The organism is Pseudomonas indica NBRC 103045 (assembly GCF_002091635.1).
Taxonomy (GTDB): domain Bacteria; phylum Pseudomonadota; class Gammaproteobacteria; order Pseudomonadales; family Pseudomonadaceae; genus Pseudomonas_M; species Pseudomonas_M indica.
On sequence record NZ_BDAC01000026.1, the window covers coordinates 34,613 to 57,849 of the forward strand.

Sequence of the window (23,237 nt, forward strand, 5' to 3'; positions counted from 1 at the left end):
GTCTCTGCGCGGGTAAAGCCCCTCTCCTCGCGGAGAGGGGGCTGAACGGGAACAAACGTTGACGGCTACGGCTCACTTGAGCACGCCGGCTTCCTTGTAGAAGCGCTCAGCGCCCGGGTGCAGCGGGATCGGCAGGTTCTGGGTGGCAGCTTCCAGCTTGATGTCCTTGGCTGCGGAGTGGGAAGTGGCCAGGCGGTCGAGGTTGTCGAACATCAGCTTGGTCATCTTGTAGGCCACATCATCGGAAACGCCTTCGTGGGTCACCAGGATGTTCTGGATCGCTACGGTGGGAACGTCCTCTTCCTGGCCGTCGTAGGTCCTGGCCGGAATCACAGCGGCCTGGTAGGCGGCGTTGTCGATCTTGCCGACGACATCCTGCGGGATCGCGACGAAGCTGATCGGCATGGTCGCGGCCAGATCGCGGATCGCGGCCATGCCGAGACCGGACGATTGCAGGGTGGCGTCGAGCTGGCGGTTCTTGATCAGTTCGACGGACTCGGCGTACGGCAGGAATTCCACCTTGCCCATGTCCTCGTAGCTCAGGCCGGCAGCCTTGAAGATGGCGCGGGCGTTCAGCTCGGTGCCGGATTTCGGCGCGCCGACGGAAATACGCTTGCCCTTCAGGTCAGCCAGGGTCTTGATGCCGGATTCCTTGCTGGCCACGATCTGGATGTAGTTCGGGTAGGTCGAACCGATGGCGAGCAGCTTCTTCAGCGGGGCCTTGAAACCGGCGTCTTCCACACCGTTCCAGGCATCGGCCACCGAGTCGCCCAGGGCCAGGGCCAGTTCCCCACGACCGGCTTGCAGCAGGTTGAGGTTTTCCACGGAAGCCTTGGTGGCCTGCACGGAGGTTTTCGAGCCTTCGATGCCGTTGCTGTAGATCTGCGACAGGCCGACACCGATCGGATAATAGACGCCGCTGGTGCCGCCGGTGAGGATGTTGATGAAGGTCGGCGCCGCAACCGCGGCGGTGCTGGCAGTGAAGGCCGCGGCAGCGGCGAGAAGGCTGAAACGCTTGATCAGTCTCATGGAAGAATCTCCGTCGTTGTTATTTGGTTGTTGCAGAGTTTTTCACTGTAGACGAGCTCACACAGGTGAGTACCCGTCCGGCTTTTTCACAGGGAAACGAGCACCGATGCGAACCCGGCGGTTGGCATCCGATGAAGAGAAGTCGGGGTTATGCGGAGGAGATGGCAGTTCATACAGGCCTCTTGTCTTTTTTATTGGACCGTCGCGGTGTTCCGCGCAATCGAAGCCTGTTATTGCAGGGGCCGTGCCAAAGCCGTTCGGCAGCGGTTTAGAGCGTTCCGGATGGGAAGCAGTGTCGACAATGAGCGGAATTCCGCCGATGGAGAAAGGCCGTTCGGCAAGAATCCGCTCCCCTCACCTGCTCGGACGAAGGCTCACTCTTCCTCGCTGCTGCCCGCCGGTAGGTAGCTGCTGCGGCTGAGGCCGTGGCGCTGCATCTTTTCATTGAGCGTGCGCCGGGGAATCTGCAACAGCGCCATCACGTCGCTGATATTGCCCTGGCAGCGCTGCAAGGCGGTGTGCAGGCACTGCGCCTCGAACGCTTCCATCTGTTCGGCCAGCGACTGTGGCCCTTGCTGGGTCTCTTCCGAAGAGGTCAGGCCGAGGGCATACCGTTCGGCCGCGTTGATCAGCTCGCGGACGTTGCCCGGCCAGTTGTGCGCGACCAGCCGCGACAGCTCCTGCGGCGTCAGCGGTTGCAGTTCGCGGTTGTGGCGCTCGGCGGCGACCGCCGCGAAATGGTTGAACAACAGGGGAATGTCTTCGCGCCGTTCGCGCAACGGAGGAATGCGCAGCTCCGCTACGTTGAGGCGGTACAGCAAGTCCTCACGGAAACGCCCGGCGCGAACCTCGTCCTGCAGGTCCGGCTTGGCCGCGCTGATTACCCGCAGGTCGACCTGGATGCTGCGATTCGACCCGAGGCGCTCCAGGGTTTTTTCCTGCAATACCCGCAGCAGCTTGACCTGCTGCGCCAGCGGCAGGCTCTCCACTTCGTCGAGGAACAGCGTGCCGCCATCGGCATGTTCGATCCGCCCGATGCGCTTGCCCTGGGCCCCGGTGAAGGCACCGCTTTCATGGCCGAACAGCTCGCTCTCGAAAATGCTTTCCGGAATCGCCGCGCAGTTCAGCGCCACGAACGGCTTGGCCACCCGCGGGCTGAAGTCGTGCAGGCAGCGGGCAACCCGTTCCTTGCCGCTGCCGGTTTCGCCACGGATCAGCACGTTGACCGAGGTACCGGCCAGTTCGAGGATTTGCCGGCGCAGGTTTTCCATGGGACGGGAAACACCGAGCAACTGGGCTTCGATGCGATCCTTGAGGGCGAACTGCTGGCGCAGCTGGCGGTTCTCGCAGACCAGCCGGCGCTTCTCCAGCGCGCGCCGCACGCTGTCCAGCAGGCGCTCGGGATTGAACGGTTTTTCGATGAAATCGTAGGCACCCTGGCGCAACGCCTGCACGGCCATCGGTACGTCGCCGTGGCCGGTGACCATCAATACCGGCAGGTCGGCATCCAGGTTTTGCAGGCGCTCGAGCAATTGCAGGCCATCGCTGCCAGGCATGCGCACGTCGCTGACCACCACGCCGGGGAAGTCCCGGTCGACCAGCGCCAGCGCCTGGGCGGCATCGATACACACATGCACCGTGAAGCCGGACAGTTCCAGCCACTGCTGCACCGCCTCGCGGATAGCCGCTTCGTCATCGACAAAAATGACCTGACCGTTCATGACGTTACTCCTGCTCGATGCCTGGACCTCACGAGCCTTCCCGCAAGCCCGCGCAGTTTAGCCACGCGGCGCCTGCCCCGCCCATGTTCCCCGGCCGCTGGCGGCGCACCGTTGCCGTCAGTGCGACCGGTGTCACGCTGGCGCAGCCGGAAGCCGCAAGGTGAATACCGCTCCTTCTTCGCCATTCGAGGCCTCCAGGCTGCCGCCCAGTTCGCGGACGATGCCGTAGGACACCGCGAGCCCCAGGCCCAACCCCTCGCCCACCGGTTTGGTGGTGAAGAATGGATCGAAGACGTTAGCGATATGTTCCTCGGCGATACCGCCGCCGCTGTCCTCGATACTGAGCTGCCACTGCCCGCCCTGGGCCTCGATGGTCATCCGCAGCATCCGCCGTTCCTGCCCGGCCATGGCGTCCAGCGCGTTGTGCAGCAGATTGAGCAGCACCTGTTCGAGCCGGATGGCGTCGCCGAGGACCTGGGCCGCCGGCTCCAGGTGCTTGACCACCTCCACCTGTTCGGCGCGGATACGCGGGGCCAGCAGTTGCAGCGCCTGCTCGAGGACATGATCCAGGCTCAGGCGCTCGCGCAACCCGCCCGGGCTCTTGCGGGCGAAGGTCTTGAGGTGGCCAGTGAGCGCGGCCATGCGCTGAAGCAGCCCATCGATCCGCGCCAATCCGTCGCGCACGTCGTCCTGACGACCGCTGTCGAGCAGCAGGCGCAGGCTGCCGAGCTGCATCTGCATCGCGGTCAGCGGCTGGTTGATCTCATGCGCCAGCGCCGCGGACATCTGCCCCAGGGCGGCCATCTTGGCGGCATGCACCAGTTCGTCCTGGGCGGTACGCAACTCGGCGGTGCGCTCTTCCACCAAGCGTTCCAGTTCCTCGCGGCTGCGCTGCTGGAGACGCCGGTTCTTCTCCCGCTGGGCCAGGTAGAGCAGCAGGAACGCGAGGGTCATCCAGATGCCGGCGGCGGCCAACCGGTAGCTGCGCACGCTGTCGGCAACCAGGGTCGGCTCCATCAGCAGGTTCAGGCTCCAGCCCTCCTCCGGCAACGCCAGCCGCTGCCAGAGATAGACGCGCCGGCCTTCCGGGCCATCCACGCGACGCAGCTCGGCATCCTCGGCGACGGTCTGCAACGGCTCACTGGGCAGCGGTTGCAGGTTCTGCTCGGCATATTTGCGCGACTCCACGAGTTCGGCCCGCACCGTATCGCTCAACTCGTTCAGATAGCGGAAACGCCACGCCGGACGGTTGGATAGAATGACGATGTCGTGACTGTCGGCGACCAGCATGGTGCCTGGCTGGCTGGCCCATTCGCGCTGCAGTTCTTCCAGCTCCAGCTTCACCACCAGCACCCCGAGCGACCGGCCGCCGCCGTCCTTCACCACGTGGGAGAGGAAATAGCCCGGAATGCCGGTGGTTACGCCCACCGCGAAATAACGCCCGGCGTCGTGATGGATCGCATCCTGGAAGTACGGGCGGAACGCGTAGTTGTTGCCGACGAAGCTGCTCCACTCTCGCCAGTTGCTCGAGGCGATGGCCTCGCCGCGGCTGTCCAGCAGATAGAGCACCGCCGAGCCCGCCTCGGTGTTCAGCCGCTCCAGGCGGCGATTGAGCGCTTGGCGCAGAACCGGATTGGCCGGGTCGTCGAGCAGGCTGCGGATGTCGCTGTCCAGCGCCAGCAACGCCGGAACCGAGCGGAAGCGCTCGACCAGGGTGTGCATGGTCTGGGCATAAAGGGCGAGCTGTCCGCGTGCCTCGACGCTGCGCTCCTCCCAGGCGCGCCGCTCGGCGAAACGCCCGGCGAGGAGCATGCTTATCAGCAACCCGAGAAAGATCAGCAGAACGATCAGGGCAACGCGAAAACGCACGAGAATGGCTGGCATGAACGACTCTGGCGAAACGGATCGCCCATGTTAAGCCATCTCTCGCGCCTCGCCACGCTCCCGCGGCGCTCGATGCCGCCGCTCCGCCCGGTGGCGCTCAGGCGTACAGGTCGCGGCGCGACCAGGGCAAATCGTGGGAACCGTCCCCGTACGGCTTCACGGCGAGAATCTGGTGGAGGTTGATCCAGCCCTGCTCGAAACCGTAGGCGCAACCGGCCAAGTACAGCCGCCAGATGCGCAGCGCCTGTTCCGGCACCAGCCGGGACGCTTCCTCCAGGCGGGACTCCAGGTTCGCGCTCCAGAAATTCAGGGTCCGTGCGTAATGCAGGCGCAAGCCTTCCACATCGACGACTTCCAGGCCCGCTTCGCTGATCCGCGCGGTCATGGTGGCCAAATGCGGCAGCTCGCCGTGGGGGAACACATAGCGGTCGATGAACTCGCCAGCCCCGCGGCCGACCTGGCGGCCGTCGGTGTGCTTGGCGGTGATGCCATGGTTCATCACCAGGCCGCCGGGGCGCACCGCGCCATACAGCCGCTCGCAATAGAGCGCCAGGTTGGCATGGCCGACATGCTCGAACATGCCGACGCTGACCACCTTGTCGAAGCGGCCGTCCTGCGGCAGGTCGCGGTAGTCCAACAGTTCGAGTTCGATCCGGTCGTCCAGGCCCTCGGCCTTGACCCGTTCCCGCGCCAACGCAAGCTGTTCGCGGCTGAGGGTGATACCGAACACCCGCGCGCCGAACTCACGGGCGGCGAAGCGAGCCAGGCCACCCCAGCCGCAACCGACGTCGAGCAGGTAATCGCCGGGCTTCAACCGCAACTTGCGGCACAGGTGGCGGAGCTTGGCCTGCTGGGCCTGTTCGAGGTCTTCCTGCCCGGTTTCGAAATAGGCGCAGGAATAGACCATGTCGCGGTCCAGCCAGAGCGCATAGAAGTCGTTGGACAGGTCGTAGTGGTAGGAGATCGCCGCCGCATCGGTGTCCTTGTCGTGGGCACGGCGCTCGGGTGGGGCGGCGTTTTCATCGGGAATCAGCGCCCGGCTGAGCGCATCGCAGAGGCGGATCACCTCGCTGATTGAACCCTCCATTTCCAGGCGGCCTTCGACAAAGGCCTCTCCGAGGGCGTCCAGGGTAGGTTGTTCGAACTGGGTGATCAGGCCGGGGTCCTTCACCACCAATGTCACGCTCGGGATGGGGCCCAGTTCGAGTTCATACCCGTTCCATAGGCGCAGCCGCAAAGGCAGCTGGATTTCCCGCAATACTGGTGGAAGCAACGCCAACATGAGGTGTCCCCCCCGGTTCGCATAAACTCTCAGCAAGCGTAGACCACTATAATCCTTCTTCATTCTATGAGACTGATAGAGTTCAGCTATCGTTCGTTGTGCCGGAAATCCCCGCCAACAGACCCTCACTGACCCAGCGCTTCAGCCACACGGCCGCCTGCAGCGCGGCGTTCTCGTTCCGCTCGCTCAGCACGGTGCAAAGTTCGGCAAAGCAGAGCCCGTCCACGGCCATGCCTTTCAACGCCTCGGCTTCGCCCTCTTCCAGGCTGCGGTAGCGGCTGATCAGGCCCTGGCGCCAGATCAGGCAATGGTTTATCTCATCCAGCGTCCGGCTTCCGGGCAGGCCGCTGCCTTCCTTGTGCGAACGCCAGGCTTCCACGCTGTTATAGCGACAACCCAGCCACTGCACGCTGGGTTGCAGGTGAACCCGCAGACCGGGCCAGTCATTGGCGGGCATCGCCGCCATGTCCGCGAGCGTCAACGGCTCCCCTTGGGCGGCATCGAACGCCAGGGTGAACGCCCACTCCAGGCGCACCAGTTCGGCCAGGGCCTGATCCCCGCGTTGTTCGATGAATGCGGGCAGACGCTCGCCCAGCCAGCGCAGGCTGTAGTGACGGGAGGGACAGACGCGCAGGTAATCCCGGGCCATGCCCTCGAACGCTTCGCCGAGCCTGGCACTCACGGCCGGATAGTCCTCGGCCAGGGCCTGGACCAGCCGGGCACGGTAGGCGTTGTGGTAGATCGCCAGACCTTCATCGACGCTGAGGGCGGAACTGCCGACCAGACTGGCGCGCAGCGCTGCATTCGGCTCCGTGCGATCGTCCAGCAGGTAGGCTTCCATCTGCCGCTGCCATTCGCTCAGACGCATGCGGCCTCCCGGGCGAGCACCGCTTGCCCCAGCGCCCTGGCCTTGCCCAGTTCGGCCAGCAATTCGTCCAGCGGAGGGAAGTTGTCGTCGCGTTCCAGCAGCGTCGCCACCGGTCCCAGGTGCGCCAAGGTGCGCTGGTAGAGCTGCCAGACCGGGTCGTTCACCGGCTGGTCGTGGGTATCGATGAGGTAGGCGCCGTAATCGCTGTGCCCCGCCAGATGCAGCTGGCGGATGCGTGCTTTCGGCAGCCCGCTGATGAATGTCCAGGGATCGAAGCCATGGTTACGGGCGCTGACATAGACGTTGTTCACGTCCAGCAGCAACTCGCAGCCGCTCGCTTCGCTGAGCGCGGCAAGGAACTCCCATTCGCTGAACGATGCCTCCGCGACACGCACGTAGCTGGAGACATTTTCCAGCACCAGCGGACGTTCGAGAATGTCCTGCACCTGGCGAACCCGCTCGGCGACATGTCGCAGGCTTTCCTCGGTGTAAGGCAGCGGCAGCAGGTCGTGCAGTTGGTGGGCGCTGCCACGGCTCCAGCACAGGTGGTCGGAGATCCACGCCGGACGAACGGTCTGCGCCAGGCGCTTGAGGCGTTGCAGGTAGTCCCCATCCAATGGGTGCGGGCCTCCGATGGATAACGACACACCGTGCATCACCAACGGGTAACGCTCGCCAATGGCCTCCAGGTAATACAGCGCCTTGCCACCATCGACCAGGTAGTTTTCCGAAACGATTTCGAACCAGTCCACCGGCGGATGGCCTTCGAGAATGTCCTGGTAATAGGCCGTGCGCAGCCCCAGGCCATAACCAAGACAGGAATCGGCAATCGACATAAGGCCTCCTTTCGAGACAAGGCGGGAAGCCGAAGAGGCTTCCCGCCCGGAGGCATCAGTCGCCGACCTTGCCGCCCGCGGATTGGCACTCGGCCAAGGTCATGGACTTGAAGCCTTGGCCCTTGCACGCGCCCTGCCCTTTGCACGAGTTCTGCGCCGTCTTGCAGTCGTTTTGCCCCTTGCAGGCATTCACGCCATAGCAGTGCACCATGGCTTCCTCCGCCACGACCTGGGCTGGCAAGCTGGCGAACAGCCCTGCGGCCGCCAGGGCCAATGCCGCACCGGTGATGCTGGTTTTTGCGCTCATACCGTCTTTCCTCTTTTGTTTTGGAATGGTCGGCGTTTCCGAAAGATCGATCCGACAGACAGGTAGAGTCGCCTTCCCCGGCAGCGTTACAACCGCCTGGAAAAATCCACGGCAAAACCTTCAACCCAGCCGAGGACGCTTGCTGGATGACGGTTCTTCCGGCGGTCGCGAAGAGGATGGCAGGTCTGTCTGCATCAGCTCGCTCACCTCTTGTGCGCAGAGATCATGGAAGGCTTGGTCGCGCTGCGTACCGAGCCCCGCGAGCGCTCGCCAGTCGGTATCGCCATCCTGCCCGTAGGCCTGCTCCTCAAGTTCCCGAAACTTGCGCTCGATGGCTCGCCATTCCACACCATTTCGCAGGCGGACCAGGGCCCGCATCGGCTCCCAGTCAGCCAGGAAATTACGTAGCATGCCGGGCGTATCCAGCGCGGCCTGGATTCTCTGCGCTGCCAGCCGCAAATCCTTGTCGCGCACCTGGGAACAGCCCCGGTACAGCATGTCCTGATTGCCCAGCGTGAGACCCAGCCGCTGCTGCAGACCGGACTGGAAGGCGAGATGCACTTCCACTTCATCCACGCCCCACAACCTTTTCACCTTCTCTGCGGCGATATGGCTGATCTGATCGCGGACGAACATTTCCCGGCCCAGGGTCATCAGTTGGCTACTGCTCAAATCTCCCCGTCCCGCGCGGGTATTGATCTGTTGCAGTTCCATGTTGTTCAGGCCCACCGCAATACGATCCCGGCAGGACGAGGTCGCTTCTTCGGCGATGCCCAGGTAGATCGGCAACTGAGTGTCTTCCGGGTCTTCCAGCATGCGGGTCAGGTCGGTCAGCAGATGCCGCATCCGCTGTTCGAGGCGGGGACGGGTCTGCTCGTTCTTGAAGTCCGCGGTCTGGTCCATGAACTCCAGCCAGGTATTGAGGTGGCCCGCGCGCTCTTCACCACCCAGCTGTTGCCACTTTTGCACCTGTTCGGGCGTCAGGTTCTTCATCCATTTGGCCACGTTGGTTTCCAGCGGCTGGCTGGCAACTTCCACCGGGTTGCCTTCGTCTTCCGTATACGAGAGGGTCGGCCCGCCCTCCTGGTAGATTCGTTCGAATTGACTGCGGATCGCCTGGGAAAGCGGGTTACCCCCCACCTCCACATCGCAGTCGTGGGGAAGCTGGGCGATCTCCTCCGGCAGCGAGGTCAGACGGCAATGCGCGATATCCAGAACGTCCAGGTTCTTCAGTCGCGCGATTTCCGGGGGAATCAGCGAAATCGGATTCGAAGAAAGCTTCAGCACCTCCAGTCGTTCCATAGCAAAAATTACCGGAGGGATTTCCTGGAACCCGGTCTGGTTGGCCTTCAGCTTGAGCAGAGGCAGAGCGGCCAGGTCCTCGGGAAGTTCCTGCATCAGATTGGAGTTGATATTCAAGCTCTGCAGGGACGTCAGTCCGGCCATACCTTGAGGCAGCTGGGTGAGCAGGTTGAACGAAACTTTCAGCTTCTCCAGTTTGCTGAGCCGAGTCAGCGAATCCGGCAAGTCTTGCAGGTTGTTGCTATCAGCGATCAATCTTTGCAGGTTTTTCAGCCGACCGATGCTATTGGGCAGGTGCTCCAAGTCATTTTCAACCAGATAGAGCGATTTCAGGTGGGGCAACTCATCGAACTCGGGGAGTTCGGTTACAGGACAACCGGTCATGCTGAAATGCCGGAGGTTGGGTAGACGCATCAGGGAGGCGGGAAGCCGATTCAACTCGCAACAGCTGAGTTCCACGACGCTCAATTTTTCCTGGGCTTCGGGGTGTCCAAAGATATCCGGCAACTCCCCGAGCTTCAGGTTTTCCAGAGCCAAAACGGCCCGTTTACCGTTCAGGACATCCAGAATTTTCCCCTCGGCGATGCGGCGATGTTCGGCCATCTCGGGACTGCTTGCCTCACCCACCCATTTCCTGAGCTGGACCTCGCACATGCTTGGAGACGAGGAAGTACTGGGTTCTCCTGGAAAGAACCGAGGGGCATGGGGCAGCACCCAGCTCTGTCCTGGCACGGGAAGAGCGATGTTGCCCTGATAGGCCGCCAACCACTGCGCGATCGGTTGAAGCTGCATCCCTTCGGGAACATGCAGGCCAGGGGGTAGCTGAAGAGCCGGTGCTCGATTGCCCGGTTCCCACTGGAGATTTTCGGATCCCGTTTCGGATGTGTCGGAGGAGGAAGAGGTCCGTGCCGAGCTGGAAATGCTCGGCGAAAGGGGCGGTGTATTCATCTCAGCGCTCCCGGTCAGGCGAAACGTTGATGAAACGAAAAGGACGAATGAAAGGCTGCCGGTGTCTCCGCCCTGGATGGTCGTCCTGCAGAGACGAGAGCCTTCTCCAACTCCTCGCGCAGATAGACGCATCGACCGATGAAATGCCGCAGGGTCGCGGGGGCATCCAGTGTCGCCATATCGATCGCCACGACACGGTGGAGCAGCAGTTGCCGGGTCTCGGGATTGAGGCCGATATGGGTGTCCTGCATCAGGACCGACTGCAAATTGAGCGCGAGCGCCATGGCCAGGAAATGGCCATCGCTTCTCGGATCGACTTCCCTGAGGGAGGCATAGAGGTGCCAACGGGCATCCTGGTCGGGAATCCAGAGCAGACAACTCACGCCTTCCGGCGCATGTACGACAGCCTGTCCCTGGGCATCGAAAACGAGCGTATTACCGAGGCCGGTTCGCCCGCGCGAAAATGCTTCCGTGAGCCAGGCTCGAGCATCTTGGGGGTACATTGGAGATCTCGCGTTGCGGTGGGAACACCGGTGTGTGGTGATCCTTGGTCGGAGAGTTCCCGGTTAACGATGGTCCATATCGAACGAAATACCCATGGTAGAGCCTTTCGTTTTGCCATCATTCAGTCCAGGCGGGGGCGTTTTGGCGCCGGTTCCTCTGGGTCGCGCGACGAAGACGCCCGTTCGGTTTTCAGCAGTTCCTCGGCCTTGTTCGCGCATAGCTCGCGAAAGGCCTGCTCACGCCGTACGCCAAGACCTGCAAGTGCTGTCCAGTCGGTATTTCCATCCTGGCTATAGGCCTGATCTTCCAGCGCTTCGAACTCTTTTTCGATGTTCCGCCATTCCGCCGGGTGCCGCTGGTTCACCAACTGCCGTATCGGCTCCCAATCGGCCAGAAACGTACGCAACACACCGGGCGTATCCAGTTGCTGCTGAATGTCCTGAGCCGCACGCTTCAGATCCTCCTCGCCAACTTCAGACAGAGACGAGAAAGACATGTCCTGGCTACCCAGTGTCAGCCCCAGTCGGTCACGCAGACCGATCAGATAGGTCAGATGAACTTCCACGCCCTCTTCCTCATCGTCCCCCTTGGGCAGTTCCTTTGCCTTTTCCTCCGCTATCTGGGAAATCTGATCGCGAATGAACATTTCGCGCCCCAGGGCGATCAACTGGCTGTCGCTGTACTGGCCACGGCTTGCTCGCTCGCTGACTTGTTGCAATTCCATTCCGTCCAACCCCATCAGGACACGATCCTCACATCTCGAGACGGCATCCCGGGCGATCTCGAGATAGGTTGGCAATGGGCTTTCCTTGGGGATACGGATGGGGTCGGAAGTTTCCAGCATGCGGGTCAGGTCTTCGAGCAGTGACTGCATCCGGTGTTCGAGGTGAGGGCGGGTCTTTTCGCTCTTGTAGTCCGCGGTCTCGCGCATCGCTTCCAGCCAGGAATTGAATTCTCCGACTTGCGCTGCGAGTTCGGCGTTATCCACAAGCTGTTGCCATTTACTCCGTTGTTCGGGCGAGAGGGTCTTCAACCATCCGGCTATATTCGCCTCCAGGGGTTGGATTGCCTGTTTTCCGACATGAATCTGCGGCCCGTTACCTCTGTTCGACAAACGCCCGATGAGGGCCCGGGGTAGCGGATTGCCACTCAATTCGACACGGCATGTGTCCGGCAACTGGCCAATTTCTTCGGCAACCGAGGTTATCCGGCATTCGGAAAGATCCAGGAACTGCAGATTGCTCAAACGGGCTATGTCCGCAGGGATCGTCGTCAGGGCCGTCCCATTGAGGCGTAATTCTTCCAGTGATGTCATGGTGAACACCACCGAAGGTACTTCCCTAAGCTCGTTCATCCCGTTGAGGAACAACTGCTCCAGCGACAACCGGCTTAAAGACTTAGGGAGATCGCTCAAGCGGTTGGAGCCGACATCGAGCTTCTCCAGATCCCGCAGATCGCCCAGGCTGTCAGGTAGTCCATGCAGGCGGTTGCCTGGGACAGTGAGTTCTCTCAGCGCCGTGAGCTGTCCAATGGACTCCGGCAGAAACTCCAGTCGGTTTCTATCGAGGTTGAGCGCCAGGAGAGAACCCAGCCTGTCGATGCTCTCCGGCAATGCAGTCAACCGGTTATGGCTGAAGTTCAGGGATAGCAGTCCGGGCATTTTGCCGAACTCAGGAAGACGGCTCAGGCCGGCGTTTCGCACGCTCAGGATCTCCAGCCGAGGGAGCTGCAAGAGCGAAGCCGGAAGCGTATCGAGCCGGCAGTCGTTCAGCCTCACAGACCGCAGCCCTCGCATGATCTCGGGCCGGTCGAAGATATCGGGTAGCGTTCCCAACGCCAGGTCACTCAGAACCAGTTCGTCTTTCCCTTGCAGCACGTCCTGGAAATGCCGCGCGGCCGTCGTTCGCGCGGTGCGCATGTCCGGCGTACCGGCTTCTTCCAGCCAACTCGTCAGACGCGGCTCCATGCCATGGGCCGATGTGGAAGACGTCGTAGAGCCGCCCGCCTCCGGTTGCGGAATGCGAGGCAGAAGCCAGCCCAGTCCGACACTCGGTAGCTGAAAAGCGCCCTGGAAAGCGCTCAGAGCGCCCCTCATCATGCCCAGGATATTGTTCGTCATGGGCGGCACCTGGAGCGCCGGAACGGGATTTCCTGGTACCGATTGCGCGGTGTCCTCCAAGGCTTCGGATGAATGGCTGCTGCAGGAATGGAAGGAAGTGGCAGGCGAGTGAGGTATCCGGTCCATTTCGAATGGCTCCGACGAAATGACAAAAAGCATTGCCGGGCCGAACCATCAAACGTCCGGTAAAGGCGCCATGACCTCATGCCTGACGCGCCGGGACACGATCATTCGATGGACATTCCGTTGCGGCAACTCTGCCTTGAGTGGCATCCGCGACGAAGAGAATCCGAGATAAGAAAGATTTTTGCAGACGGACGGGCATTTCTGCCTGTAGCAGTAGCAACCCCGGCCGCACGAACGCCAACGGCGGCCGGAGCGCTTGGTCGGTTACTCCACGGTCACCGACTTGGCCAGATTCCGCGGCTGGTCGACATCGGTGCCTTTCAGCACGGCAACGTAATACGAGAGCAGTTGCAGCGGCAGGGTGTAGAGGATCGGTGCCAGCACATCATGAATGTGCGGCATGTTGACCAAATGGGTGCCCTCGCCGTTCTCGATACCGGCCTCTTCGTCGGCGAAGACGATCAGCTCGCCGCCGCGCGCGCGGACTTCCTGGAGGTTGGACTTGAGCTTTTCCACCAGTTCGTTGTTCGGCGCCACGGTCACCACTGGCATGTCGGCGTCCACCAGGGCCAGCGGGCCATGCTTGAGTTCGCCGGCCGGGTAGGCTTCGGCGTGGATGTAGGAGATTTCCTTGAGCTTGAGCGCCCCTTCCATCGCCACCGGGTACTGGGCGCCACGGCCGAGAAACAGGGTGTGGTGCTTCTCGGCGAACAGTTCGGCGACTTTCTCCACGGTCTTGTCCATGGCCAGTGCTTCGCCAAGACGGGTCGGCAGGCGGCGCAGCTCTTCCACCAGTTCGGCTTCGACGCCCTCCTCCAGGCCGCCGCGCACCTTGCCCAGGGCGAGGGTCAGCAGCAGCAGCGCCACCAGTTGGGTGGTGAAGGCCTTGGTCGAGGCCACGCCGATTTCCGGGCCAGCCTGGGTCAACAGGCACAGATCGGACTCGCGCACCAGCGAGCTGGTGCCGACGTTGCAGATCGCCAAGCTGGCCAGGTAGCCCCCTTCTTCTCTGGAGCGTGCCTTGGCGTTGCGCAATGCAGCCAGGGTGTCGGCCGTTTCGCCCGATTGGGAGATGGTGACAAACAGGCTGTCCGGCTGCACCACCACCTTGCGGTAGCGGAACTCGCTGGCGACTTCGATCTGGCAGGGAATCCCGGCCAGTGCTTCCAGCCAATAACGCGCCACCATGCCGGCGTGATAGCTGGTGCCGCAGGCGACGATCTGGACGTTCTTCACCTTGGCGAACAGGTCGGCGGCCTGGGGGCCGAACGCCTGGACCAGCACCTGCTCCTGACCGATGCGGCCTTCCAGGGTGCGCTGGACCACCTTCGGCTGCTCGTAGATTTCCTTCAGCATGAAGTGGCGGTATTCACCCTTGTCGGCGGCTTCCGCGCCTTCGTGATACTGCACGGTTTCACGCTGTACCGGCTGGCCTGCGTTATCCCAGAGGCTGATGCGGTCGCGACGAATCTCGGCGATGTCGCCTTCTTCCAGATAGACGAAACGATCCGTGACCTGACGCAGGGCGAGCTGGTCGGAAGCCAGGAAGTTCTCGCCGATACCAAGACCGATCACCAGCGGGCTGCCACTGCGGGTCGCCACGAGACGATCAGGCTGGTCCGCGCTGATCACCGCCAGGCCATAGGCACCATGAAGCTCGGGCACCGCTGCCTTGAGCGCGGTGGTAAGGTCGCCGGTTTCCTTCAGCTTGTGGTGAAGCAGGTGGACGATTACCTCGGTATCGGTGTCGGAAACGAAGGCATACCCCAATCCTTTCAGGCGAGTACGCAGTTCCTCGTGGTTTTCGATGATGCCGTTGTGCACCACCGCCAGGCCGTCGCCGGAGAAGTGAGGGTGGGCATTGCGTTCGCACGGTGCGCCGTGAGTGGCCCAACGGGTGTGAGCAATGCCCAGGCGACCGGCCAGAGGCTCATCCTTCAACGCTTGTTCCAGTTCGGCCACCTTGCCGGAACGGCGGCGGCGCTGCAGCCGGCCGGCCTCGTCCAGAACGGCCACACCGGCGCTGTCATAGCCGCGGTATTCCAGGCGCTTCAAACCTTCCAGCAGGATGGCGGTGATGTTGCGTTCGGCAATGGCGCCAACGATGCCACACATAGGATTCTCCTCAGGCTTCCACGGCGACGCAGAGCAGGGTGATGCCGCGTTCCGTTATCTGTTCGCGCGCCTCGGTCGGGAGGCGTTCGTCGGTGATCAGGGTATCGACGCTGCTCCAAGGCAGCTCGAGATTGGGAATCTTGCGGCCAACCTTGTCGGCCTCGACCATCACGATGACTTCCCGGGCGACCTCGGCCATAACGCGGGAGAGTCCAAGCAATTCATTGAAGGTCGTGGTCCCGCGTTCGAGATCGATGCCATCGGCACCGATGAACAGTTGGTCGAAATCATAGGAGCGCAAGACCTGTTCGGCGACCTGCCCCTGGAACGACTCCGAGTGCGGGTCCCAGGTGCCGCCGGTCATCAACAGGACCGGTTCGTGCTCCAGCTCGCGCAGCGCATTGGCCACGTTCAGCGAATTGGTCATCACCACCAGGCCAGGCTTGTGGCCAAGCTCCGGGATCATCGCTGCGGTGGTGCTGCCGCTGTCGATGATGATCCGCGCATGCTCGCGGATGCGCCCGGCGGCGGCACGGGCGATAGCCTTCTTGTAAGGGGAAACCGGCTGGGTATCTTCGCCGATCAGCTCGTGGGGAACGGGCACCGCACCGCCATAGCGACGCAGCAGCAAGCCGTTCTTCTCGAGTGCGGCGAGGTCCTTGCGAATGGTGACTTCGGAGGTGGCGAAACGCTTCGCCAGCTCGTCCACGCTCACCTCGCTCTGCTCGGCGAGCAGGGCAAGAATGGCATGACGACGTTGCGGAGTGTTGCGTTTCGACATTCTTAAGTTTCGATTCGAAAGATAATGATGCGAATCAAAACATAAGCAGCTGCAAGCTGCAAGCTGCAAGCTGCAAGCGACAGTGAGTCTTGGGCCCGCCGCCGGCCAGCTTTTGCTCTTACTTGCAGCTTGAGCCTTGCCGCTTATGGCTGCTTTTTAGGACGTTTCCAGCCTTCGATATTGCGTTGGCGGGCACGTCCTACGGCAAGGCTGTCCGCAGGCACATCGGCCGTAATGGTCGAGCCCGCCCCGGTGGTGGCGCCCTTCCCTAGCGTCACGGGAGCGACCAGCGCGGAATTGGAGCCGATGAATACGTCTTCGCCGAGAACCGTCCGGTGCTTGTTGGCGCCATCGTAGTTGCAGGTGATGGTCCCGGCGCCGATGTTGGTCCGCGCGCCGATCTCGGCATCGCCCAGGTAGCTCAGGTGACCTGCCTTGGCGCCCGCGCCCATGCGCGCGTTCTTCAGTTCGACGAAATTGCCCACATGCGCCTTGGCCTCCAGGATCGTGCCGGGACGCAGACGGGCAAACGGACCGCAGTCGCTCCCCTCGCCCATCTCGGCACCTTCCAAGTGGCTGTTGGCCCTGACCACCGCCCCCTTACGCAAGATGCTGTTCTTGATCACACAGTTCGGGCCGATCTCGACACCCTCCTCGATCACCACCCGGCCTTCGAGAATCACGTTGATGTCGATCAGCACGTCGCGGCCCACCGTCACCTCGCCGCGCACATCGAAACGAGACGGGTCGCGCAACGTCACGCCCTGAGCCATCAGGCGGCGGGCAGCGCGTTGCTGGTAATGACGCTCCAGATCGGCAAGCTGGATGCGATCATTAGCACCCTGCACTTCCATCGCATCGTCGGGCTGCTCGGTGGCGACCACCAGACCGTCCTGCACCGCCATCGCAATCACGTCGGTCAGGTAGTACTCGCCTTGGGCATTGTCATTGGAAAGCCGCCCCAGCCAGTCGGCCAGGCGCTTGCCCGGTACCGCGAGGATGCCGGTATTGCCCTCGCAGATTTGCCGTTGGGCGGGCGTTGCGTCTTTGTGCTCGACGATGGCTTTCACCACACCGTTCTCGTCACGAATGATGCGACCGTAACCGGTCGGGTCGTTGAGATCGACGGTGAGCAGCGCGATCTGCTCGGGCCCGACTTTCTCCAGCAGGCGGCGCAGGGTTTCCACCTCGATCAACGGCACGTCGCCATAGAGGATCAGCACACGTTCGGCCGACAACGCCGGCAGCGCCTGGGCAACGGCATGGCCGGTGCCCAGTTGTTCGCTCTGCAGGACGAAATTCAGATCGTCCGCAGCTAACCGTTCCCGGACCTCGTCAGCACCATGCCCGATCACCACATGGATTCCCTGCGGAGACAGTTGGCGACCCGTGCCGATGACGTGGCCCAACATAGGTTTTCCGGCTACGGGATGCAGCACCTTGGGCAGGGAGGAGCGCATGCGGGTGCCTTGGCCAGCGGCGAGAATGACGATATCGAGGGACATGACGAATCCTGGTGTCGGAGGCTGGGGAAAACCTCGATGCAGACAGCTTTCGCCCCGCCGGGTTTCGCTCTTGCCAGCCCATGGGTGGAACGGCAGAAAAAGAAAAAGGGTAGCCAAGGCTACCCTTTTACTCGCTTGCGATGAAGCCGAAGCAGGGGCCGGTCAGCCGCCGAACTTCTTGCGCATCTGCTGGACGGTACGCAGCTGGGCTGCGACTTCCGCCAGGTGAGCGGCGGCGGAACCGTAGTCAAACTCCGCGCCCTTCTCGTGCAGCGCCTTCTCGGCGGCCTTGAGGGCCTCCTGAGCCGCAGCTTCGTCGATATCGGCCGCGCGCTGAACGGTGTCGGCAAGCACCTTCACCATGTTCGGCTGCACTTCCAGGAAGCCGCCGGAGATGTAGTACACCTCCGCCTCGCCGCCCTGCTTGATCAGGCGGATCGGGCCCGGCTTCAGGTCGGTGATCAGCGGTGCGTGGCCCGGCGCGATACCCAGATCACCCAGGTTGCCGTGCGCGACCACCATCTCGACCAGACCGGAGAAGATTTCGCCTTCTGCGCTGACGATATCGCAATGGACTGTCATAGCCATATCTAACCTCACGTGAGCGCCCGTTGCCGGGCGCACCGATTACAGCTTCTTGGCTTTTTCGATGGCTTCTTCGATGCCGCCGACCATGTAGAACGCCTGCTCCGGCAGGTGATCGTAGTCGCCGTTGAGGATGCCCTTGAAGCCCGCGATGGTGTCCTTCAGGGAAACGTACTTGCCCGGGGAGCCGGTGAAGACTTCCGCCACGAAGAACGGCTGCGACAGGAAACGCTGGATCTTACGAGCGCGGGATACCAGCTGCTTGTCGGCTTCGGACAGTTCGTCCATACCGAGGATCGCGATGATGTCCTTCAGCTCCTTGTAGCGCTGCAGTACGTACTGCACGCCGCGAGCGGTCTCGTAGTGATCCTGACCGATCACGTTCGGGTCCAGCTGACGCGAAGTGGAGTCGAGCGGATCGACCGCCGGGTAGATACCCAGGGAGGCGATGTCGCGGGACAGAACCACGGTGGCGTCCAAGTGGGCGAAGGTGGTCGCCGGGCTCGGGTCGGTCAGGTCGTCCGCAGGTACGTATACGGCCTGGATCGAGGTGATCGAACCGGTCTTGGTGGAGGTGATGCGCTCCTGCAGAACGCCCATTTCCTCGGCCAGAGTCGGCTGATAACCCACCGCGGACGGCATACGGCCCAGCAGCGCGGACACTTCGGTACCGGCCAGGGTGTAACGGTAGATGTTGTCGACGAACAGCAGAACGTCGCGGCCTTCGTCACGGAACTTCTCGGCCATGGTCAGGCCGGTCAGTGCCACGCGCAGACGGTTGCCCGGCGGCTCGTTCATCTGGCCATAGACCAGGGCCACTTTGTCGAGAACGTTGGAGTCCTTCATCTCGTGGTAGAAGTCGTTACCCTCACGAGTACGCTCACCCACACCGGCGAACACGGAATAACCGCTGTGCTCGATGGCGATGTTACGGATCAGCTCCATCATGTTCACGGTCTTGCCCACGCCGGCGCCGCCGAACAGGCCGACCTTACCGCCCTTGGCGAACGGGCATACCAAGTCGATCACCTTGATGCCGGTTTCCAGCAGCTCGTTGCCGCCAGCCTGGTCCGCATAGGACGGTGCAGCGCGGTGGATACCCCAGCGCTCTTCCTCGCCGATGGGACCGGCTTCGTCGATCGGGTTACCCAGTACGTCCATGATCCGGCCCAGGGTCGCCTTGCCGACCGGAACGGAGATGGCAGCGCCAGTGTTGGTCACGTCCAGGCCACGCTTGAGGCCTTCGGTGGAACCCATGGCGATGGAACGGACAATGCCGTCACCCAGCTGTTGCTGGACTTCCAGGGTGGTTTCCGCGCCCACGACCTTCAGCGCGTCATAAACGTTCGGCACCTGATCACGCGGGAATTCCACGTCGATAACGGCGCCGATGATTTGAACGATACGTCCGCTACTCATTTTTGGTTCCTCTAACTTTTGAACCGTTTTACACCGCGGCAGCGCCGCCGACGATTTCCGAGATTTCCTGAGTGATCGCAGCCTGACGCGCCTTGTTGTAGATCAGTTGCAAATCACTGATCAGCTGGCCGGCGTTGTCGGTAGCGTTCTTCATCGCGATCATCCGCGCCGCCTGTTCGGCAGCGTTGTTCTCGACCACCGCCTGGTAGACCTGCGATTCCACGTAGCGTACCAGCAGGCCTTCGAGCAGCTGCTTGGCATCGGGTTCGTAGAGGTAGTCCCAGTGGTGCTTGAGCTCCTGGCTCTCATCGGCCACCAGCGGAACCAGTTGTTCCACAGTCGGCTTCTGCGTCATGGTGTTGACGAACTTGTTGGAGACCACGTACAGGCGATCGATACGGCCATCCAGGTAAGCATCCAGCATCACCTTGACGCTGCCGATCAGATCGTTGATCGACGGCTCTTCGCCCAGGTGGCTGATGGCAGCGACGACGTTCCCACCGAAATTACGGAAGAACGATGCGCCCTTGCTGCCGATCACGCAGAGGTCGACCTCTACGCCTTGCTCACGGAAACCTGCCATGTCCTTGATCAGGGCCTTGAACAGGTTGGTATTCAAGCCGCCGCACAGACCACGGTCCGAACTCACCACGATGTAACCGGCGCGCTTGACGTCGCGCTCGATCATGAACGGGTGACGGTATTCCGGGTTGGCATTGGCCAGATGACCGATCACCTGACGGATGCGCTCGGCATAGGGACGGCTGGCAGCCATGCGCATTTGTGCCTTGCGCATCTTGCTGACCGCCACCTTTTCCATGGCGCTGGTGATCTTCTGCGTGCTTTTGATGCTCGCAATCTTGCTGCGAATCTCTTTTGCGCCTGCCATTTCACACCTTTCGGGTTAGCAGGCGGGGGTCTTGCGACCCCCGCTGCGGCTTACCAGGTTTGGGTGGCCTTGAACTTCTCGATACCGGCCTTGATGCCAGCGTCGATCTCGTCGTTGAAGTCACCCTTCTCGTTGATCTTCGCCATCAGATCGGCGTGATCACGGTTGAAGTAAGCAATCAGCGCAGCTTCGAAGCTGCCGACCTTCGCCAGTTCGATGTCGGTCAGGAAGCCACGCTCGGCGGCATACAGCGACAGCGACATTTCGGCGATGGACATCGGCGCGTATTGCTTCTGCTTCATCAGCTCGGTAACGCGCTGACCATGCTCGAGCTGCTTGCGGGTGGCCTCGTCCAGGTCCGATGCAAACTGGGCGAAAGCCGCCAGTTCACGGTACTGGGCCAGGGCGGTACGGATACCACCGGAAAGCTTCTTGATGATCTTGGTCTGCGCGGCACCACCTACGCGGGATACCGAAATACCGGCGTTGACCGCCGGACGGATGCCCGAGTTGAACATGGCCGATTCCAGGAAGATCTGACCGTCGGTGATGGAAATCACGTTAGTCGGAACGAACGCGGAAACGTCGCCGGCCTGGGTTTCGATGATCGGCAGAGCGGTCAGGGAACCGGTCTTGCCAGTCACGGCGCCATTGGTGAACTTCTCGACATACTCTTCGGAAACGCGGGAAGCGCGCTCCAGCAGACGGCTGTGGAGATAGAACACGTCGCCCGGGTAGGCTTCACGTCCCGGCGGACGGCGCAGCAGCAGGGAGATCTGGCGGTAAGCCACGGCCTGCTTGGACAGATCGTCATAGACGATCAGCGCGTCTTCGCCGCGATCGCGGAAGTATTCGCCCATGGTGCAGCCGGCATACGGAGCCAGGAACTGCAGCGCAGCGGATTCGGAAGCGGACGCAGCCACCACGATGGTGTTGGCCAGTGCGCCGTTCTCTTCCAGCTTGCGTACGACGTTGGCGATGGTCGACTGCTTCTGACCGATAGCCACATAGACGCAGCGGATGCCGCTGTTCTTCTGGTTGATGATGGCGTCGACGGCCAGGGCGGTCTTACCGATCTGACGGTCACCGATGATCAGCTCGCGCTGGCCACGGCCGACCGGGATCATGGCGTCGACCGACTTGTAGCCGGTCTGTACCGGCTGGTCGACCGACTTACGCCAGATCACGCCCGGAGCGACCTTCTCGACGGCGTCGGTGGCTTGAGCATTGATCGGGCCTTTGCCATCGATCGGGTTACCCAGGGCATCGACCACGCGACCCAGCAGCTCCGGACCGACCGGAACTTCGAGGATGCGGCCGGTGCACTTGGCGCTCATGCCTTCTTGCAGGCCGAGGTAGCTACCCAGGACGACGGCGCCGACGGAGTCTTGTTCCAGGTTCAGCGCCATACCGTAGACGCCACCGGGGAACTCGATCATCTCGCCGTACATCACGTCGGCCAGGCCGTAGATGCGCACGATACCGTCGGAGACGGAAACGATGGTGCCTTCGTTACGGGCTTGGGAAGAGACGTCGAGTTTCTCGATACGCCCCTTGATGATTTCACTAATTTCGGAAGGATTGAGTTGCTGCATTGCTCTGCTGCCCCTTCAAACTCAAGATTTCAACGCTTCGGCCAGTTTCGCGAGCTTGCCGCGAACCGAGCCATCGATAACCAGGTCGCCGGCGCGGATCACGACACCACCGATAAGGCTGGCGTCCTCCGCGGCGTGCAGACGCACTTCCCGGCTGAGCCGTGCGCTGAGAACCTTGGCGAGTTTGTCTTGCTGTTCTGCGCTCAATGCGAAGGCACTGGTCACTTCCACGTCCACCGACTTTTCCTGCTCGGCCTTGTACAGCTCGAACAGTTCGGCAATCTCCGGCAACAGCAGGAGACGCTCGTTCTCGGCGAGAACGTGGATGAAGTTCTGTGCCTGGGCGTCGAACTTGTCGCCGCACACCTCGACAAAGGAGGCGGCCTTCTGTGCACTCGTCAGACGCGGGGCCTTGAGTACGCGCTGCATGGTGTCGTCCTGCGACACCGCCGCAGCCAGGCCGAGCATGGCCGACCAGGCGGCCAGCTGCTGATGGGCCTGGGCATACTCGAAGGCAGCCTTGGCGTAAGGTCGGGCCAGCGTGGTCAGTTCTGCCATGATCGCCCTCGCTTAGATTTCGGCGGCCAGTTTGTTAACCAGCTCCGCATGCGCGTTTTGATCGATAGTGGCGCCCAGGATCTTCTCGGCACCGCCAACGGCCAGAGCACCCAGTTGGGCACGCAGGGCGTCCTTGACGCTGTTGAGTTCCTGTTCGATCTCGGCTTGAGCTTGCGCTTTCACGCGATCCGCCTCGGTACGGGCCTGTTCACGGGCCTCGTCGACGATCTGGTTCGCGCGCTTCTTCGCCTGCTCGATGATCTCGGCTGCCTGGCTCTTCGCCTCGCGCAGTTGCTGGCTCACTTTGTCTTGAGCCAGCTCCAGGTCACGAGCCGCGCGATTGGCAGCGTCCAGGCCGTCAGCGATCTTCTTCTGGCGTTCGCGCAGAGCCGTGATGACCGGAGGCCACACGAACTTCATGCAGAACAGCACGAAGATGAAGAAGGCAACGGACTGGCCAATCAGGGTTGCATTAATGTTCACGCCAACACCTCGCTCGTTCGTTGTCCGTCAAACCAATCAACTCGAAAATATCGAGTGATCAGCCGGCGATTTGACCAACGAAGGGGTTCGCGAAGGTGAAGAACAGGGCGATACCCACGCCGATCATGGTCACGGCGTCGAGCAGACCGGCGACGATGAACATCTTCACTTGCAGCATCGGGACCATTTCCGGCTGACGCGCAGCGCCTTCCAGGAACTTGCCGCCCAGCAGACCGAAACCAATGGCGGTACCCAGGGCACCCAGGCCAATCAGCAGTGCAACGGCGATAGCGGTCAGACCAACTACAGTTTCCATCTTTCCTCCCGACTTTATGTCGTATTGGTTAAGGGTTTTTAGGTGAAGCGGTAAAGCGAAAACGG

20 protein-coding genes are annotated in these 23,237 nt (G+C 62.0%); all 20 read right to left on the minus strand.

The features are described from left to right. Nucleotides 1-72 precede the first annotated feature (72 nt). The 20 genes from PIN01S_RS23000 to atpE all read right to left on the minus strand — a co-directional run bounded on the left by PIN01S_RS23000 (nucleotide 73) and on the right by atpE (nucleotide 23,172). Nucleotides 73-1,029, minus strand: a complete 957-nt coding sequence (locus PIN01S_RS23000; protein WP_084339248.1) for a TAXI family TRAP transporter solute-binding subunit — start codon at nucleotides 1,027-1,029, stop codon at nucleotides 73-75. A gap of 374 nt (nucleotides 1,030-1,403) precedes the next feature. Continuing rightward, nucleotides 1,404-2,750, minus strand: coding sequence for a sigma-54-dependent transcriptional regulator (mifR, locus tag PIN01S_RS23005; protein ID WP_084339249.1), 1,347 nt, complete (start codon nucleotides 2,748-2,750; stop codon nucleotides 1,404-1,406). Nucleotides 2,751-2,882: 132 nt separating this feature from the next. Continuing rightward, nucleotides 2,883-4,634, minus strand: a complete 1,752-nt coding sequence (locus tag PIN01S_RS23010; protein ID WP_084339250.1) for a sensor histidine kinase — start codon at nucleotides 4,632-4,634, stop codon at nucleotides 2,883-2,885. A gap of 97 nt (nucleotides 4,635-4,731) precedes the next feature. After that, complete coding sequence (gene cfaB, locus PIN01S_RS23015; protein WP_084339251.1) at nucleotides 4,732-5,916, minus strand: C17 cyclopropane fatty acid synthase CfaB; 1,185 nt, start codon at nucleotides 5,914-5,916, stop codon at nucleotides 4,732-4,734. An 82-nt stretch (nucleotides 5,917-5,998) separates the two neighbouring features. Next, complete coding sequence (locus tag PIN01S_RS23020; protein ID WP_084339252.1) at nucleotides 5,999-6,784, minus strand: HvfC/BufC N-terminal domain-containing protein; 786 nt, start codon at nucleotides 6,782-6,784, stop codon at nucleotides 5,999-6,001. Then, nucleotides 6,775-7,620, minus strand: a complete 846-nt coding sequence (bufB, locus tag PIN01S_RS23025) for an MNIO family bufferin maturase (protein WP_084339253.1) — start codon at nucleotides 7,618-7,620, stop codon at nucleotides 6,775-6,777. Before bufB ends, PIN01S_RS23020 begins: the two co-directional genes overlap by 10 nt. Before the next feature lie 55 nt (nucleotides 7,621-7,675). Further along, complete coding sequence (gene bufA2 / locus PIN01S_RS23030) at nucleotides 7,676-7,927, minus strand: BufA2 family periplasmic bufferin-type metallophore (RefSeq protein WP_084339254.1); 252 nt, start codon at nucleotides 7,925-7,927, stop codon at nucleotides 7,676-7,678. 120 nt (nucleotides 7,928-8,047) lie between these two features. Next, nucleotides 8,048-10,177 (minus strand): NEL-type E3 ubiquitin ligase domain-containing protein, encoded by a 2,130-nt coding sequence (locus PIN01S_RS23035; RefSeq protein WP_169715874.1) that lies wholly within the window; start codon nucleotides 10,175-10,177, stop codon nucleotides 8,048-8,050. Nucleotides 10,178-10,191: 14 nt separating this feature from the next. Further along, a complete protein-coding gene (locus PIN01S_RS23040) occupies nucleotides 10,192-10,680 on the minus strand; it encodes a CesT family type III secretion system chaperone (RefSeq protein ID WP_084339256.1) in 489 nt (162 codons plus the stop codon). Between the two features lie 122 nt (nucleotides 10,681-10,802). Then, nucleotides 10,803-12,800: an NEL-type E3 ubiquitin ligase domain-containing protein gene (locus PIN01S_RS23045; protein ID WP_169715875.1), complete on the minus strand. Its 1,998-nt coding sequence runs from the start codon at nucleotides 12,798-12,800 to the stop codon at nucleotides 10,803-10,805. Nucleotides 12,801-13,190: 390 nt separating this feature from the next. Then, complete coding sequence (gene glmS / locus PIN01S_RS23050) at nucleotides 13,191-15,041, minus strand: glutamine--fructose-6-phosphate transaminase (isomerizing) (protein WP_084339258.1); 1,851 nt, start codon at nucleotides 15,039-15,041, stop codon at nucleotides 13,191-13,193. A gap of 10 nt (nucleotides 15,042-15,051) precedes the next feature. Further along, complete coding sequence (locus PIN01S_RS23055) at nucleotides 15,052-15,822, minus strand: DeoR/GlpR family DNA-binding transcription regulator (RefSeq protein WP_084339259.1); 771 nt, start codon at nucleotides 15,820-15,822, stop codon at nucleotides 15,052-15,054. A gap of 143 nt (nucleotides 15,823-15,965) precedes the next feature. Next, nucleotides 15,966-17,327 (minus strand): bifunctional UDP-N-acetylglucosamine diphosphorylase/glucosamine-1-phosphate N-acetyltransferase GlmU, encoded by a 1,362-nt coding sequence (glmU, locus tag PIN01S_RS23060; protein WP_084339260.1) that lies wholly within the window; start codon nucleotides 17,325-17,327, stop codon nucleotides 15,966-15,968. Nucleotides 17,328-17,489: 162 nt separating this feature from the next. After that, a complete protein-coding gene (locus PIN01S_RS23065; protein ID WP_084339261.1) occupies nucleotides 17,490-17,915 on the minus strand; it encodes a F0F1 ATP synthase subunit epsilon in 426 nt (141 codons plus the stop codon). A gap of 39 nt (nucleotides 17,916-17,954) precedes the next feature. Continuing rightward, the gene (gene atpD, locus PIN01S_RS23070; RefSeq protein WP_084339262.1) at nucleotides 17,955-19,331 is read right to left on the minus strand and encodes a F0F1 ATP synthase subunit beta; all 1,377 of its coding nucleotides are present in this window, start codon (nucleotides 19,329-19,331) and stop codon (nucleotides 17,955-17,957) included. Between the two features lie 28 nt (nucleotides 19,332-19,359). Further along, nucleotides 19,360-20,220, minus strand: coding sequence for a F0F1 ATP synthase subunit gamma (atpG, locus tag PIN01S_RS23075; protein ID WP_084339263.1), 861 nt, complete (start codon nucleotides 20,218-20,220; stop codon nucleotides 19,360-19,362). Nucleotides 20,221-20,270: 50 nt separating this feature from the next. Next, nucleotides 20,271-21,815: a F0F1 ATP synthase subunit alpha gene (atpA, locus tag PIN01S_RS23080; RefSeq protein WP_084339264.1), complete on the minus strand. Its 1,545-nt coding sequence runs from the start codon at nucleotides 21,813-21,815 to the stop codon at nucleotides 20,271-20,273. Nucleotides 21,816-21,836: 21 nt separating this feature from the next. Next, nucleotides 21,837-22,373 carry a F0F1 ATP synthase subunit delta gene (locus tag PIN01S_RS23085; protein WP_084339265.1) on the minus strand — a complete coding sequence of 179 codons (537 nt, stop codon included), beginning with the start codon at nucleotides 22,371-22,373 and terminating at the stop codon, nucleotides 21,837-21,839. Nucleotides 22,374-22,385: 12 nt separating this feature from the next. Next, entirely contained in the window at nucleotides 22,386-22,856 is a 471-nt protein-coding gene (locus tag PIN01S_RS23090; protein WP_084339266.1) for a F0F1 ATP synthase subunit B, read from the minus strand. Between the two features lie 58 nt (nucleotides 22,857-22,914). Next, nucleotides 22,915-23,172 (minus strand): F0F1 ATP synthase subunit C, encoded by a 258-nt coding sequence (atpE, locus tag PIN01S_RS23095; protein WP_003097235.1) that lies wholly within the window; start codon nucleotides 23,170-23,172, stop codon nucleotides 22,915-22,917. Between the last annotated feature and the right edge of the window lie 65 nt (nucleotides 23,173-23,237).